Origin of the sequence: Microbacterium sp. K35 (assembly GCF_004794375.1) — a bacterium.
In the GTDB taxonomy this organism is placed as follows: Bacteria; Actinomycetota; Actinomycetes; order Actinomycetales; family Microbacteriaceae; genus Microbacterium; species Microbacterium sufflavum.
This window is the reverse complement of record NZ_SSDM01000221.1, coordinates 1-14,386: the sequence shown is the minus strand read 5'-3', so window position 1 is coordinate 14,386 and position 14,386 is coordinate 1. Positions and strand designations below refer to the sequence as shown.

Below are 14,386 nucleotides of genomic sequence, written 5' to 3'. Positions count from 1 at the left end.
GCAGGCGTACACCGCGGCCTTCTGCTCCTGCGCCGCGGTGTACGCCTGCTGCAGCGCCGCGGTCTCCGCGACGACCTTCTCGGTCTCGGCGGCGGCCTGCTCGGTCGCGACCGTCACGAGGAGCAAGGGCAGGGTCGCACGGTCGTCGAGGGTCTCCAGGTCGTCCTCGAGCGGCGTCGTGTCCACCGGGGCCGCAGCGCTCACGTCGAGGCCGGACGCGGAGACCTCGGCGGTCAGGGCGTCCGCCGCTGCGACCGCATCCTTCCCCTTCGACACCGTCATCACGGCCTCGTCGGCGATGCGGGTGAGCGGTTCCGCGCCGAAGGCCTGGCTCGTGATCGCGGCCGACGCGGCCGGCTGCGCGGCGCCGGTGGCGGGGGCGGCCGTCACCCCGACCGTGAGGGTGATCCCCACGAGGGCGGCGGCCGCGGTGCCCAGGACGAGCAGCGGGGTACGGGTGACGGCGGCGCGCGCGGCAGCCACCTCGGAGGCGCGCCGAAGCGCACGGGTCTTCTGAAGCATTGGGTTCGACTTTCGGGTCGTCGTGCGCCCGATGCGGGACACTCATCGGGAGATTGCCCCGGACGCAAGTGAACGAGTCTGCGTCATCGACCTAGCCCCCACCTGGCATTTTCATGAGAAGAGGGCCCCACGCCGGAGCGTGGGGCCCTCTCGGAAGGGTGCGGGGATGCCTCAGGCGTTCGCGTCCTGACGCTTCAGGCGCGAGGCCTCGCGACCGCGGACGGTCTGGTCCAGGATCACCTTGCGGATGCGCACCTTCTCGGGCGTCACCTCGACGCATTCGTCGTCACGCGCGAACTCCAGGCTCTCCTCGAGCGTGAGCAGCCGCGGCGGCGTCATCGACTCGAAGTTGTCGGCCGTGGAGGAGCGCATGTTGGTGAGCTTCTTCTCCTTGGTGATGTTCACGTCCATGTCGTCGGCGCGCGAGTTCTCGCCGATGACCATGCCCTCGTAGACCTCTTCGGTCGGCTGCACGAAGAACGACATGCGCTCCTGCAGGGCGATCATCGCGAAGGGGGTCACCACGCCGGAGCGGTCGGCCACGATCGAGCCGTTCTGGCGCGTCGTGATCTGACCGGCCCACGGCTCGTACCCGTGCGAGATCGCGTTCGCGATGCCGGTGCCGCGGGTGGTCGTGAGGAACTCGCTGCGGAAGCCGATGAGACCGCGCGAGGGCACGACGAACTCCATGCGCACCCAGCCGGTGCCGTGGTTGGTCATGTTCTCCATGCGGCCCTTGCGGTTCGCCAGGAGCTGCGTGATCGCGCCGAGGTGCTCCTCCGGCGTGTCGATGGTCAGGTGCTCGAACGGCTCGTAGACCTTGCCGTCGATCTTCTTGGTGACCACCTGCGGCTTGCCGACCGTGAGCTCGAAGCCTTCGCGACGCATGTTCTCGACGAGGATGGCGAGCGCCAGCTCACCGCGGCCCTGCACCTCCCAGGCGTCGGGACGGCCGATGTCGACGACCTTGAGCGAGACGTTGCCGATGAGCTCGCGGTCCAGACGATCCTTCACCATGCGGGCGGTGAGCTTGTGCCCCTTGACCTTGCCCATGAGCGGCGACGTGTTCGTGCCGATCGTCATGGAGATCGCGGGGTCGTCGACCGTGATGGCCGGCAGCGGACGGATGTCCTCGGGGTCGGCGATGGTCTCGCCGATCGTGATGTCCTCGAAGCCGGCGATCGCGACGATGTCGCCGGGGCCCGCGGAATCGGCCGGGTAGCGCTCCAGGGCGCGGGTCTTCAGCAGCTCGGTGATCCGGGCGTTGCTGGTCGTGCCGTCGGAGCGGACCCAGGCGACCGTCTGGCCCTTCTTGAGCGTGCCGTTGAACACGCGCAGCAGGGCGAGTCGGCCGAGGAACGGGCTGGAGTCGAGGTTCGTGACCCAGGCCTGCAGCGGCGCCTCGTCGTCATAGGACGGCGCGGGCACGTGCTCGAGGATCGCCTCGAACAGCGGCTCCAGGTCGTCGTTGTCGGGCAGCGACCCGTCGGCGGGACGGTTCTGCGAGGCGGCGCCGGCACGGCCGGAGGCGTACACGACCGGAACGTCGAGCAGCGCGTCGACATCGAGATCGGGCACGTCGTCGACCAGGTCGGACGCGAGACCCAGCAGCAGGTCGTGCGCCTCCTCCTCGACCTCGGCGATGCGGGCGTCTGGGCGGTCGGTCTTGTTGACCAGCAGGATCACAGGCAGCTTGGCCTCGAGGGCCTTGCGCAGCACGAAGCGGGTCTGCGGCAGCGGGCCCTCGCTCGCGTCGACGAGCAGCACGACACCGTCGACCATGGACAGGCCGCGCTCGACCTCGCCGCCGAAGTCGGCGTGGCCGGGCGTGTCGATCACGTTGATCGTGATCTCCTTGCCGTCGGCGTGCTTGCCCTTGTAGGTGATCGCCGTGTTCTTGGCGAGGATCGTGATGCCCTTCTCGCGCTCGAGGTCGTTCGAGTCCATCGCCCGCTCCTCGACGTGCGAGTGTTCGCCGAAGGAGCCCGTCTGGCGGAGCATCGCGTCGACGAGCGTGGTCTTGCCGTGGTCGACGTGGGCGACGATTGCGACGTTGCGGAGGTCAGAGCGGAGGGCGTGCGCCATACAAGGGTCCTCAAAGAGTGTGGGGTTGCGCCGGGAAGCCGACGTTCCAGGATAACGTACGCGCCGGATCGGATCTCCGAGGCACGTCGTAGCATCGACTTCGTGACCCCCGCTCCCCCGATGTCCTCGCGCCGCGAGGGCCGTGCGCGCCTGTGGTGGGAGATCGCGATCGTGCTGGCCCTGGGGCTCGGGCAGTCGGCGGTCTACGCGATCGTGCAGCTGGCCTACCGCCTGACCGACGACGTGCCCCTGGCCGACCAGACCGCGACGCTCAACCCGTCCCGCAGCGACCGCGAGGTGTTCGACCTCGTCTATCAGCTGCTCTCGATCGGCTTCTCGCTCGTGCCCGTGGTGCTGGTGTGCTTCCTGCTGTGGCAGCGCCGACGACCGCACCTCGGGCGGCTCGGGCTCGACGGCACCCGCATCGGCGTCGACGTGGCCCGCGGCGTGCTGCTCGTGGTGGCGATCGGCGTGCCGGGCCTCGCGCTCTACCTCGGCGGCCGGGCGGCCGGCCTGTTCGTGGCCGTGAACCCCGCGGGACTCGACGCCCACTGGTGGACCGTGCCGATCCTGCTGCTCGCGGCGGCCCGCGCCTCCCTGCAGGAGGAGTTCGTGGTGCTCGGCTACCTCTTCGCGCGGCTGCGGCAGCTCGGCTGGTCGCCGTGGACGATCATCGTCGCCACCTCCGTGCTCCGCGCGACCTACCACCTGTACCAGGGGCCGGGGGCGTTCGTCGGCAACCTCGCGATGGGGCTGCTGTTCGGGTGGCTGTACCAGCGGACGGGACGACTGCTGCCGTTCCTGGTGGCGCACTTCCTCATCGACGCGACCGTGTTCGTCGGCTACCCGTGGGCGGCCGCCACCTGGCCGGAGCTGTTCGGGCTGCCCGGGTGAGCCCGGTGCGCCGGGTGCTCAGCCGAGGTTGACCACGACGAGCGCGGCGGCGGCCCACAGCACGATCACCGCGAGCGCGATCAGCGCGGGGCCGTCCCACGTGCGACGGATGGGCGCGTCGGCAGCCGCCGCCTCCGACCAGCGGTCGCGGATGTCGGTGAGGGCCCGCAACCCGGAGGGCACCCGCGGCTCCGCGTCCTCGTCACGACGCTGACGGGGCGGGCGGGCGCGGGCCGGGCCACCCCAGGAGGTGAGCGTGCGGCCGTCGTCGAGCGCGAACTCGAGCTGCCAGCGCAGGTCGATGTCGCGCACGTGCCCCCAGCCGAAGCTCGTCCGGCGCAGGAGGTTCTGCACGGTCGCCCCGTGCGCGTCCACCCGCACGTGCGACACGAAGCTGATCTCGTACACGATCCACAGGGCGAGGAGCATCCACGGAGCGATCAGCAGCGCCTGCACGATGCTGCCGTTGACGACCGTGTCCCCCAGCAGGAACAGCACCAGCAGCACGCTGAGCACGAGGATGACGGTGCCCGAGGACGCACGGTAGGTCCGTGCGTCCTCGGGCTGTGCCGGCGATGCCACGCTCAGTGGCCGCCGAGAGGGATCGACGCACCCGGGATCGCCTGCAGCAGGCGCTCCGTGTACTCCTCCTGCGGATTCGCGAAGATCTCGTCGACCGTGCCCTGCTCCACCACGCGGCCCTTCTCCATCACACACACCAGGTCGCTGGAGACCCGCACGACCGCGAGGTCGTGGGTGATGAACAGGTACGTCAGGTCGAGCTCGGACTGCAGGTCGGCGAGCAGCTTCAGGATCTGGTCCTGCACCAGCACGTCGAGCGCCGACACCGCCTCGTCGAGCACGATGATGTCGGGCTTGAGCGCGAGTGCACGAGCGATCGCCACGCGCTGCCGCTGACCGCCCGACAGCTCGTTCGGGTATCGCGTGGCGAGGGACTGGGGCAGGGCGACCTGCTCCAGCAGCTCCTCCACGCGCGCCCGCTGCGAGGCGCGGTCGCCGACGCCGTGGATCTGCAGCGGCTCGGCGATCGTGTTGCCGATGTTGCGCAGCGGGTCGAGCGAGCCGTACGGGTCCTGGAACACCGGCTGCATCCGGCGACGGAGCCCGAACGCCTGCGCGTTCGAGAGCCCCGACACGTCCTGGCCGTCGATCTCGATCGTGCCGGCGGTCGGATCCTCGAGCTTGAGCACCATCTTCGCGACCGTGGACTTGCCCGATCCGGACTCCCCGACCAGTGCGAGCGTCTTGCCGCGCGGGATCTCGAACGACACGTCGTCCACCGCCCGGAAGGCCTCGCTGCGGAAGTTGCCCTGGCGGATCTTGTAGTCCTTCGTCAGACCGGCCACCCGGACGGTCGGCGGGATGTCCGCGAGGTCCTCGAGCGTCTCGATCCCCCGATCCTCCACGACCGCCTGGATGCGCTGCGACGCCACACTGGGCGCCGCGGCCACCAGCCGCTTGGTGTACGGGTGCTGCGGGTTCTCCAGGATCTGACGGCTCGGCCCCGCCTCGACGATGTTGCCGCCGTTCATCACGATGATCTTCTCCGCGCGCTCGGCCGCGAGACCGAGGTCGTGCGTGATCAGGAGCACCGAGGTGCCCTTGTCCCGCGTGAGAGAGGCCATGTGATCGAGGATGACCCGCTGCACCGTCACGTCGAGGGCCGAGGTCGGCTCGTCGGCGATCAGGAGCTTCGGGTCGGCCGCGAGACCGATGCCGATCAGCGCGCGCTGGCGCATCCCGCCGGAGAACTGGTGCGGATACTGGTGCAGCCGTCGCTCGGCATCGGCCAGACCCGCCTGCTGCAGCACCTCGATCGTGCGTGCCTTGACAGCGGCACGCCCCTGGGCGATGCCGTTGGCGCGCACGGCCTCCTTGACCTGGAAGCCGATGCTCCACACCGGGTTGAGGCTCGACATGGGGTCCTGCGGCACGAAGCCGATGTCGCGACCGCGCACCGCCTCGATGTCGCGTCGGCTCAGGCCCGTGAGCGGACGGCCCTCGAGCGTGATCGATCCTCCGGTGACCTTTCCGGTCCCCGGCAGCAGGTCGACGATGGCCGTGGCCGTGGTGGACTTGCCCGAGCCGGACTCCCCCACGATCGCGACGGTCTCGCCGGGGAACACGTCGAACGTGACACCGTGCAGGACCTCGCGCATCCCCTCCTGCGAACGGAACGCGACCTTGAGGTCGCGGACACTCAGCAGCGGGATCTGGGCGGCGTTGTGGTCGCTCATCGGCGGGCCCTCGCCTTCGGGTCGAGGGCGTCTCGGATGAGCTCGCCGAGGCCGACGAACGCGAGCACCGCGAGGGTGAGCGCGATCGATGGATAGATGAGCGACATCGGGGCGATGCGCAGAGCCGCCTGTGCCTGGCTGATGTCGTTACCCCACGACACCACCGTGCCGCCGAGTCCGACACCGAGGAACGACAGGGTCGCCTCCGCCACGATCGCCGCGGCGAGTCCCAGGGTCGACACGACCAGCAGCGGCGCGATGCCGTTGGGGATCACGTGGGTCAGCAGCGTCTTGAACCGGGACTGGCCCAGCGAGCGCGACGCCATGACGAAGTCCGCCTGCCGCACCCGGAGGATCTCAGCGCGCACGACGCGTGCCGTGGACGCCCAGGAGAAGCCACCGATCGCGAGCGCGAGCGTCCACACCGAGCGATAGTCCGAGAGCACCGTCATCACGACCAAGGCGGCCAGGATGTACGGGATCGCGAAGAAGATGTCGCCGATGCGGGACAGCAGCGCGTCGATCCAGCCGCCGTAGAAACCGGCCAGCGCACCCATGATGAGGCCGAGCACCGCGGAGATCACGGTGGCGATGAGACCGACCGACAGCGACGTCTGGGCGCCCCAGACGACGCGGGCGTAGATGTCGCAGCCCTGGAAGTTGAACCCGAGCGGGTGGCCGGGCGTCGGGCCCTCGTTGCTGTTCATCAGGTCGCACACGCGCGGGTTGACCTGCGTGAACAGGGTCGGCCAGAACGACATGACGATGAACAGCGCGGCGAGCAGCACCGAGAACCAGAACATCGGGCGACGGCGCAGGTCGCGCCACGCGTCGCGCCACAGGTTGCTGGGCTTCTCGGCGACGCGCACCGCGTCGATGGCGATCGACTCGGTCTCGACCGGGGCGACGTAGTGCTTCTGCGTGGTGGGGTCAGACATAGCGGATCCTCGGGTCGAGCAGACCGTAGAGCAGGTCGATGACAAGGTTCACCAGCACGTACAGGATCACGAACACCGTGACGAAGGAGACCACGGTGGGCCCCTCACCGCGGATCGCCGCCTGGTAGAGCGTGTTGCCGACACCGGGGATGTTGAAGATCCCCTCGGTCACGGTCGCGCCCACGAGGAGCACGCCGAAGTTCGTGGCGGAGTTGGTGATGACCGGGAGCAGGGAGTTGCGCAGCACGTGCACCGGGATCACGCGGGTGCGCGAGAGTCCCTTGCTGTACGCCGTGCGCACCCAGTCCTGGTTGAGGGTGTCGATCACCGAGCTGCGCATCAGGCGCATGCTGACGGCGAAGAGGCTGAACCCGAGCACGAGGGCGGGGAGCCAGAGGCCGCCCCAGTCGTTGTCGGAGCCGACGGTCGGGCTGAACCAGCCCCACTGGATCGCCAGGAAGTACTGGGCCAGGAAGCACAGCACGAAGATCGGGATCGCCAGGGCGACGAGCGCGACCAGCAGGGCGGTCGTGTCGAACAGCTTGCCCTTGCGCAGCGCCGAGATCGTGCCGATCGTGATCGCGAGCGTGAACTCGATCCCGATCGCCATGACGGCGAGCCGGCCGGTGACCGGAAGCGTGTCGACGAGCACCGCGGAGACCGGGCGACCGGAGAAGGTCGTGCCGAGGTCACCCTGGAAGACACCGGTGATGTAGTACCAGTACTGGACCAGGAACGGCTCGTTGAGGTGGTACTCCTCGCGCAGGGCGTTGACGAGAGCCTCATTGGGCGTGCGATCGCCGAACAGAGCCAGGATCGGGTCGCCCGGCATGGCGAACACGAGGAAGTAGATGAGCAGGGTGGCCCCGAAGAACACGGGGATCACCTGGAGAAGACGTCTGATGATATAGCTGGGCATCCGCAGTCCCTTTCGGGAGGGCGCGAACAGACCGAACGGGAGCACCCGACGAGGCGGTGACGGAAACCGTCACCGCCTCGCGGGTGCGAGCTCCGTCAGGCCTATTCGGCAGCCTTCGTGATCTCGTAGTACAGCGGGACCGAGTTCCAGCCGAACGTGACGTTGTCGACCGTGTCGGCGTAACCACCGGTCACGTTGGAGTACCACAGCGGGATCGCGGGGAGATCGTTGAACAGGATCTCCTGCGCCTTGGTGAACTCCTCGACCTGAGCCGCGGTGTCGGTGTTGCTGATGCCCTCGGCGATCAGCGCGTCGAATTCGGGGTTCGAGTAGTCACCGTCGTTGGAACCGGCGTTGGTCGCGTAGAGCGGGCCGAGGAAGTTGTACAGACCGGGGTAGTCGGCCTGCCAACCCGAACGGGCAGCGGTCTTGATGCTGTTGTTGTTGATCTCCTCGCGGATGACCGAGAAGGTCGGGTACGGGTCGCCCGACGCCTCGATGCCCAGCGTGTTGGAGATCGCGTTGGTCACGGCGTCGACCCACTCCTGGTGGCCACCGTCGGTGTTGTAGGCGATCTTGAACTCGCCCTCCCACGGGGAGATGGCGTCGGCCTCGGCCCACAGCTCCTTGGCCTTCTCGGGGTCGTACTTCAGGACCTCGTTGCCCTTGATCGAGTCGGACCAGCCGTCGATGACCGGCGACGTGAAGTCGGAGGCCGTGGTGCGGGTGCCGAAGAAGATCTTGTCGGTGATCTGGTCGCGGTCGAACGCCATCGAGATGGCCTGACGACGGAGGATGCCCTCTTCGCCGGAGAAGTGCGGCAGGAACTGACCGATCGTGAACGACTGGAAGACGGCCGACGGCTGGTTCACCGCGCGGTCGCCCAGGTCGTCCTGGAAGGTCGGCAGCGACACGGACGGGATGACGTCGATGACGTCGACCTTGTTGCCCTGCAGGTCGGCGTAGGCCGCGTCCTGCGTCGCGTAGAAGATGATCGACAGGCCGCCGTTCTTGGCCTTGCGACCGCCGTCGTAGTCGTCGTTGCGGACCAGGTCGATCTGCACGTCGTGCTGCCAGGCGCCCTCACCGTCGAGCTTGTACGGGCCGTTGCCGATCGGGTTCTCACCGAACGCGTCGATGTCCTCGAACGCGACGTCGGGCAGCGGGTAGTAGGCCGAGTAGCCGAGGCGCAGCGCGAAGTCGGCGGCCGGCTTGTTCAGCGTGATCGTGAACGTGTAGTCGTCGACCTGCTGGAGACCGGACATGTCGCCCTGAGCGCCGTATACGTCGGGGGTGTTCTGGAAGCCCTCGATGTCTTCGAAGAAGTAGCTCGAGAGGTGGGCGTTCTCCGCCTGTGCGCCGTAGTTCCACGCCTTGATGAAGTTGTCGGCGGTGACCTCTTCGCCGTTGGAGAAGGTCTGGCCCTCCTTCAGCTTCACGGTGAGGTGCTGCGGGTCCTCCGTGGTGATCTCCTCGGCCATGTCGTTGACCGGCTTGCCCTCGGCGTCGTAGTAGACGAGCCCGGCGAAGATCTCGTCGAGGATCTTGCCGCCACCGACCTCGTTCGTGTTGGTCGGGATCAGCGGGTTCTCCGGCTCCGAGCCGTTCGTCGTGATGATGGCATCCGGGTCGGCCTTGGCCCCACCGTTGCCGCCGTCACCGGTGTTGCCGGATCCGCCCGCGCAGCCCGCGAGCGCCAGAGCGCCACCCGCGAACAGCGCGACGCCCGCCAGGGCGATCTTGTTGCGCTTCACTTTGTGTCCTCCTGTGGACGTGGGAATTCTGCGTGCGCATCGTCGAGCACGCAGGGATACCTGAGCGTAACCCGCGAGTCCGCCCGCCGACGCACTCGGCTAACGAACTGTTACTGAGTGGTGACCAATCGTCACACGCGCGAAACATGGGGAGACGCGGACGGCGCCGCGCCACCCGGAAGTGGTCGCGACGCCGTCCGCGGATCCCTCGTGGCTCAGGCGAACGCCTCCACCGGCGGGCACGCGCACACCAGGTTGCGGTCGCCGTACGCCTGGTCGATCCGGCGCACCGGCGGCCAGTACTTGGCGGCCACGAGCGAGCGCACCGGGTAGGCCGCCTCCTCGCGCGTATAGGCGTGCGTCCACTCCCCCGCGATGAGCGACACCGCGGTGTGCGGTGCGTGCACGAGCGGGTTGTCGTCGGCCGGCCAGCGTCCGGCGGCCACCGCGTCGGCCTCGGCCTTGATCATGATCATGGCCTCGATGAACCGCTCGATCTCGTCGAGGTCCTCCGACTCGGTCGGCTCCACCATCAGGGTGCCGGCGACCGGGAACGACATCGTCGGCGCGTGGAACCCGTAGTCGATGAGGCGCTTGGCGACGTCGTCGACCGTGATGCCCGTGGCCTCCTTGAGCGGACGCAGGTCGAGGATGCACTCGTGCGCGACCCGGCCGTTCTCGCCCGTGTAGAGCACGGGGAAGTGCGAGCCGAGCCGCTCCGCGATGTAGTTCGCCGAGAGCACGGCCGCTGCGGTCGCCCGGCGCAGCCCGTCGGCTCCCATCATGCGCACGTAGGCCCAGGAGATCGGCAGGATGCCCGCGGAACCGTAGGGGGCCGCCGAGATGACCGCACCGTCGAACGTGTAGCCGCCGAAATGCTCGGCGCGCTGTGCCAGCGGGTGCGAGGGCAGGTACGGGGCCAGGTGCGCCTTCGCCGCGACCGGGCCGATGCCGGGGCCACCCCCGCCGTGCGGGATCGCGAACGTCTTGTGCAGGTTGAGGTGCGAGACGTCGCCGCCCAGGTCACCGAAGCGCGCGTAGCCGAGCAGCGCGTTGAGGTTCGCGCCGTCGACGTACACCTGACCGCCGGCCTCGTGCACCGCCGTCGTGATCTCGACCACCTGCTCCTCGTACACCCCGTGCGTCGAGGGGTACGTGATCATCAGCGCAGCGAGCTCATCGGCGTGCTGCGCGATCTTGGCGCGGAGGTCGTCGAGGTCGACGTTGCCGAGCGCATCGCTGGCCACGACCACGACCTTCATGCCCGCCAGCACGGCAGACGCAGCGTTCGTGCCGTGCGCCGACGACGGGATGAGGCACACCGTGCGGTGCGCGTCGCCGTTCGCGTGGTGGTAGCCGCGGATCGCGAGCAGGCCGGCGAGCTCGCCCTGCGACCCCGCGTTCGGCTGCAGCGACACCGCGTCGTAGCCGGTGATCTCGGCGAGCCAGCTCTCGAGCTGATCGATCAGTTCGAGATAGCCCTGCACGTCGTCCGCCGGGGCGAACGGGTGGATGCCGGCGAACTCGGGCCACGTGATCGCCGCCATCTCGGTCGCCGCGTTCAGCTTCATGGTGCACGAGCCGAGCGGGATCATGCCGCGATCGAGCGCGTAGTCGCGGTCGGACAGGCTCTTGAGGTAGCGCATCATCGCGGTCTCGCTGCGGTGCGCGTGGAACACCGGGTGCGTGAGGTACTCGTCCGCGCGGCGGAGAGCCTCCGGCAGCGCGACCGAGACACCCGCGACGAACGCGAACGCCCGCTCCGTCGGCCCGCCGAACACCAGCGCCACGCGGTGCAGGTCGGTGAACGTCGTCGTCTCGTCCACCGCGACACCGATCGTGTCGGCGTCGGCGACCCGCAGCAGGATGCCGTGCTCCTCGCGCGCGCGGGCGGCATGCTCCGCCGCGGCGCCAGGCACCCGCACCGTGAGCGTGTCGAAGAAGTGCTCGTGCACGACCTCGGCCCCCGCCTCGACCAGCCAGTCACGCAACAGGGTGGCCTTGCCGGCGACGCCCTGGGCGATCGAGCGCAGCCCGTCGGGGCCGTGGTACACCGCGTACATCGAAGCCATGACCGCGAGCAGCACCTGCGCCGTGCAGATGTTGGACGTGGCCTTCTCCCGGCGGATGTGCTGCTCGCGCGTCTGCAGCGAGAGCCGGTACGCGGGCTTGCCGTCGGCATCGACCGACACCCCGACCAGTCGCCCCGGCAGCTGGCGCTCGAGGCCGGAGCGCACCGCCATGTAGCCGGCGTGCGGTCCGCCGAAGCCCATCGGCACGCCGAAGCGCTGCGTGGTGCCGACCGCGACGTCGGCACCCATCGTCCCCGGGGCCGTGAGCAGTGTGAGCGCCAGCAGGTCGGCCGCGGCCACGGCGAGACCACCCGCAAGGTGCGCGGCCTCGAACACCGCCGTCGGATCCCACACGCGACCGGACGCGCCGGGGTACTGCACGAACACGCCGAACAGCTCGTCCGGCAGCTCCTCGCCCGCCGCGAGGTCGACCGTCACGAGCTCGACGCCGAGGGCGTCCGCGCGGGACGCGAGCATGGCCCTGGTCTGCGGCAGCGCGTCGGCGTCGACCACGAACACGTTCGACGAGGACTTCGAGGCCCGCCGCGCGAGCAGCATCCCCTCGACCACGGCCGTGGACTCGTCGAGCATCGACGCGTTCGCGGTGCTGAGGCCGGTGAGCTCGGCGACCATGGTCTGGAAGTTGATGAGCGCCTCCAGGCGCCCCTGCGAGATCTCGGGCTGGTACGGCGTGTAAGCCGTGTACCAGGAGGGGTTCTCCAGCACGTTGCGCTGGATCACCTGGGGCGTGATGGTGCCGTAGTACCCGAGGCCGATCATCGCGCGGCGGACCGTGTTGCGCGACGCGAGCGCCCGCAGCTCGGCCAGGGCCTCGGTCTCGCTCGCGGCGGCGGGGATGCGCGACTCCGCGACCGCGGCCTCCGGCCCCGTGTAGATCGAGGCGGGGACGGCCTGGCGCATGAGCGTCTCGACCGGGCTGGTGGGCCCGTCCTCCGCGCCGCCGAGCCCGAGCGCGTCGAGCATCGTGCGCTGTGCGGCCTCGGTGGGTCCGATGTGACGATCGGCGAAAGCAACCACGTGTGTCTCAGCCCTCCGTGAGTGCGACGTAGGCGTCGCGGTCGAGCAGTCCGTCCAGGGCGCCGGCGGCGACCGAGACCTTGAGCAGCCAGCCGCCCTCGAAGGGCTCGGCGTTCACCAGCGACGGGTCGTCGACCACGGCGTCGTTGATCTCGACGACCGTGCCGGCCACCGGGGCGTAGAGCTCGCCGACCGACTTGGTCGACTCGATCTCGCCCACCACGGAGCCGGCGGTGATCTCGGTGCCGACGGCGGGGAGCTCGACGAACACCACGTCGCCCAGCTTCTCGGCGGCGTAGTCGGTGATGCCAATGGTCACGGTGTCGCCGTCACCGGCGATCCACTCGTGCTCGTCGGTGTAGCGGAGTGCGCTGAGGTCGGTCATGAGTTCCTCCGGTAGAAAGGCAGGGCGGTCACGGTCGCGGGGATACGGGTCCCCCGCACATCAAGGAATACTGCGGTTCCCTCTTCCGCGGAAGAAGGGTCGACGTAGGCCATCGCGATCGGATGACCCAGCGTCGGGCTCAGGGCGCCGCTGGTGATCTCCCCCAGCGGGGCACCGTCGGCGTCGACCACCGCGTAGCCGGCGCGGCCCGCGCGGCGACCCTCGGCGGTCAGTCCGACCAGGACGCGCGCGTTGGCCGCCGGGGCGGGGGCGTCCTTGCCGACGAAGCGCTCCTTCGCGGCGACCACCACGCGACCGAGGCCCGCCTGCGCGGGCGACGTGTCCAGGCTCAGCTCATGGCCGTACAGGGGCATCCCGGCCTCGAGCCGGAGCGTGTCGCGCGCCGCGAGGCCCGCCGGTACCAGGCCCAGGGGCGTCCCGGCGGTGAGCACGGCATCCCACAGCGCGGCCGCGTGAGCCGCCGGCACCAGAAGCTCGAAGCCGTCCTCGCCCGTGTAGCCGGTGCGGGCGAGGAGCAGCGGCTGCCCCGCGAACGTCGCGGACGCCCAGGCGTAGTAGCGCTGCTCGGCCCACGGCACGCTCACCTCGCCGATACCGGCCGTCGCGGCGAGGATCTCCTCGGCGCGCGGACCCTGCACCGCGATGAGGGCGTAGTCGTCGGACACGTCGGCGACCTCGACCTGCTCGACCCCGGAGTGCGCGACCCGGTCCGCGAGCGCACCACGGACGGCGTCACGGTTGCCGGCGTTGGAGATGATCAGGTAGTCGTCGTCGGCGAGCCGGTACACGATCACGTCGTCGACGATGCCGCCCTCGGGCGTGAGCAGCAGCGAGTACTTCGCCTTGCCGACCGCGAGAGCCGACAGCCGTCCGGCCAGTGCGTAGTCGAGGAAGGCACCCGCGTCCCCTCCGCGCACGGTGAACTCGGCCATGTGCGAGATGTCGAAGATGCCCGCCGCCTGGCGCACGGCGTGGTGCTCGGCGAGGTCGGACGTGTAGCGCACCGGCATCTGCCAGCCGCCGAAGTCGGTGAAGGATGCGCCGAGGGCCTCGTGGCGCTCGCGCAGCGGGGTGAAGCGGGGGTCGGACATGGAGTTCTCCCGGGCTGGGTCGGGCGGAACGGCGGCATTGCCGTTCCAGGGAACTCCCCCTCTGTCATGGGCCTGAGAGCTTCGCCCGCACGAGCACGCGGGCTTTCACCGTCGGCGGATCCCCGACAGCTCGGGATCGCTTTTCAGAGCGGCCGGACCCCCGCGGTACGCGTACCTGAGAGATTGGCGGGGAGGCTTGCTCCTTCGGTGCCCGGCTGCGTGCGCCGGGGCTCTCCCGCGTGGGTCGTTCGGCCTGTCTTCGATTGTGGCTTCAGTCTAGCCCGAGGCGCGGGCCCCACCCATACGGCTCGGACCCGGATCACCGTCCCGCGAGCTCCGCACGCACCTCATCGCGAAGACGGCCGAGGTTCTCGGGCTCGGGGGCGGCGCCGAGGAGGGTGCGGGTGTA

At 69.5% G+C, this 14,386-nt stretch carries 10 protein-coding genes, 1 pseudogene and 2 riboswitches; of the genes and pseudogenes, 1 reads left to right on the top strand and 10 read right to left on the bottom strand.

Annotated features, from left to right (window positions below):
• Together DW299_RS08220 and typA are read right to left on the bottom strand one after the other, a co-directional pair.
• Nucleotides 1–522: pseudogene (locus DW299_RS08220) on the bottom strand (aggregation-promoting factor C-terminal-like domain-containing protein); the annotation flags it as partial.
• Between the two features lie 171 nt (nucleotides 523–693).
• Nucleotides 694–2,607, bottom strand: coding sequence for a translational GTPase TypA (typA, locus tag DW299_RS08215; RefSeq protein WP_136028639.1), 1,914 nt, complete (start codon nucleotides 2,605–2,607; stop codon nucleotides 694–696).
• A gap of 120 nt (nucleotides 2,608–2,727) precedes the next feature.
• On the opposite strand from typA, the gene DW299_RS08210 reads away from it, so the two are divergent.
• The gene (locus DW299_RS08210; RefSeq protein ID WP_136028648.1) at nucleotides 2,728–3,501 is read left to right on the top strand and encodes a CPBP family intramembrane glutamic endopeptidase; all 774 of its coding nucleotides are present in this window, start codon (nucleotides 2,728–2,730) and stop codon (nucleotides 3,499–3,501) included.
• 18 nt (nucleotides 3,502–3,519) lie between these two features.
• On the opposite strand, the gene DW299_RS08205 is transcribed toward DW299_RS08210, so the two are convergent.
• The 8 genes from DW299_RS08205 to gcvT form a co-directional block, all read right to left on the bottom strand.
• Complete coding sequence (locus DW299_RS08205) at nucleotides 3,520–4,083, bottom strand: PH domain-containing protein (protein WP_136028638.1); 564 nt, start codon at nucleotides 4,081–4,083, stop codon at nucleotides 3,520–3,522.
• Between the two features lie 2 nt (nucleotides 4,084–4,085).
• Complete coding sequence (locus tag DW299_RS08200; protein WP_136028637.1) at nucleotides 4,086–5,759, bottom strand: dipeptide ABC transporter ATP-binding protein; 1,674 nt, start codon at nucleotides 5,757–5,759, stop codon at nucleotides 4,086–4,088.
• Nucleotides 5,756–6,697, bottom strand: coding sequence for an ABC transporter permease (locus DW299_RS08195; RefSeq protein ID WP_136028636.1), 942 nt, complete (start codon nucleotides 6,695–6,697; stop codon nucleotides 5,756–5,758). Before DW299_RS08195 ends, DW299_RS08200 begins: the two co-directional genes overlap by 4 nt.
• Nucleotides 6,690–7,616, bottom strand: a complete 927-nt coding sequence (locus DW299_RS08190) for an ABC transporter permease (RefSeq protein WP_136028635.1) — start codon at nucleotides 7,614–7,616, stop codon at nucleotides 6,690–6,692. The genes DW299_RS08195 and DW299_RS08190 overlap by 8 nt, the downstream gene beginning before the upstream one ends.
• 101 nt (nucleotides 7,617–7,717) lie before the next feature.
• Nucleotides 7,718–9,370, bottom strand: a complete 1,653-nt coding sequence (locus DW299_RS08185; RefSeq protein ID WP_136028634.1) for a peptide ABC transporter substrate-binding protein — start codon at nucleotides 9,368–9,370, stop codon at nucleotides 7,718–7,720.
• A 215-nt stretch (nucleotides 9,371–9,585) separates the two neighbouring features.
• The gene (gene gcvP, locus DW299_RS08180) at nucleotides 9,586–12,426 is read right to left on the bottom strand and encodes an aminomethyl-transferring glycine dehydrogenase (protein ID WP_240745349.1); all 2,841 of its coding nucleotides are present in this window, start codon (nucleotides 12,424–12,426) and stop codon (nucleotides 9,586–9,588) included.
• A 61-nt stretch (nucleotides 12,427–12,487) separates the two neighbouring features.
• Nucleotides 12,488–12,865, bottom strand: a complete 378-nt coding sequence (gene gcvH, locus DW299_RS08175; RefSeq protein ID WP_136028632.1) for a glycine cleavage system protein GcvH — start codon at nucleotides 12,863–12,865, stop codon at nucleotides 12,488–12,490.
• Nucleotides 12,862–13,977 carry a glycine cleavage system aminomethyltransferase GcvT gene (gene gcvT, locus DW299_RS08170; protein ID WP_136036296.1) on the bottom strand — a complete coding sequence of 372 codons (1,116 nt, stop codon included), beginning with the start codon at nucleotides 13,975–13,977 and terminating at the stop codon, nucleotides 12,862–12,864. Before gcvT ends, gcvH begins: the two co-directional genes overlap by 4 nt.
• A gap of 54 nt (nucleotides 13,978–14,031) precedes the next feature.
• Nucleotides 14,032–14,129, bottom strand: a riboswitch (glycine riboswitch).
• A gap of 1 nt (nucleotide 14,130) precedes the next feature.
• Nucleotides 14,131–14,225: riboswitch (glycine riboswitch) on the bottom strand.
• Nucleotides 14,226–14,386 lie beyond the last annotated feature (161 nt).

Excerpts from the sequence above, each read along its gene's own strand:
- DW299_RS08190 (WP_136028635.1), bottom strand. The coding sequence starts at position 7,616 with ATGCCCAGCTATATCATCAGACGTCTTCTCCAGGTGATCCCCGTGTTC.
- DW299_RS08200 (WP_136028637.1), bottom strand. The coding sequence starts at position 5,759 with ATGAGCGACCACAACGCCGCCCAGATCCCGCTGCTGAGTGTCCGCGAC.
- gcvP (WP_240745349.1), bottom strand. The coding sequence starts at position 12,426 with ATGCTCGACGCGCTCGGGCTCGGCGGCGCGGAGGACGGGCCCACCAGC.
- DW299_RS08195 (WP_136028636.1), bottom strand. The coding sequence starts at position 6,697 with ATGTCTGACCCCACCACGCAGAAGCACTACGTCGCCCCGGTCGAGACC.
- gcvH (WP_136028632.1), bottom strand. The coding sequence starts at position 12,865 with ATGACCGACCTCAGCGCACTCCGCTACACCGACGAGCACGAGTGGATC.
- DW299_RS08210 (WP_136028648.1), top strand. The coding sequence starts at position 2,728 with ATGTCCTCGCGCCGCGAGGGCCGTGCGCGCCTGTGGTGGGAGATCGCG.
- gcvT (WP_136036296.1), bottom strand. The coding sequence starts at position 13,977 with ATGTCCGACCCCCGCTTCACCCCGCTGCGCGAGCGCCACGAGGCCCTC.
- typA (WP_136028639.1), bottom strand. The coding sequence starts at position 2,607 with ATGGCGCACGCCCTCCGCTCTGACCTCCGCAACGTCGCAATCGTCGCC.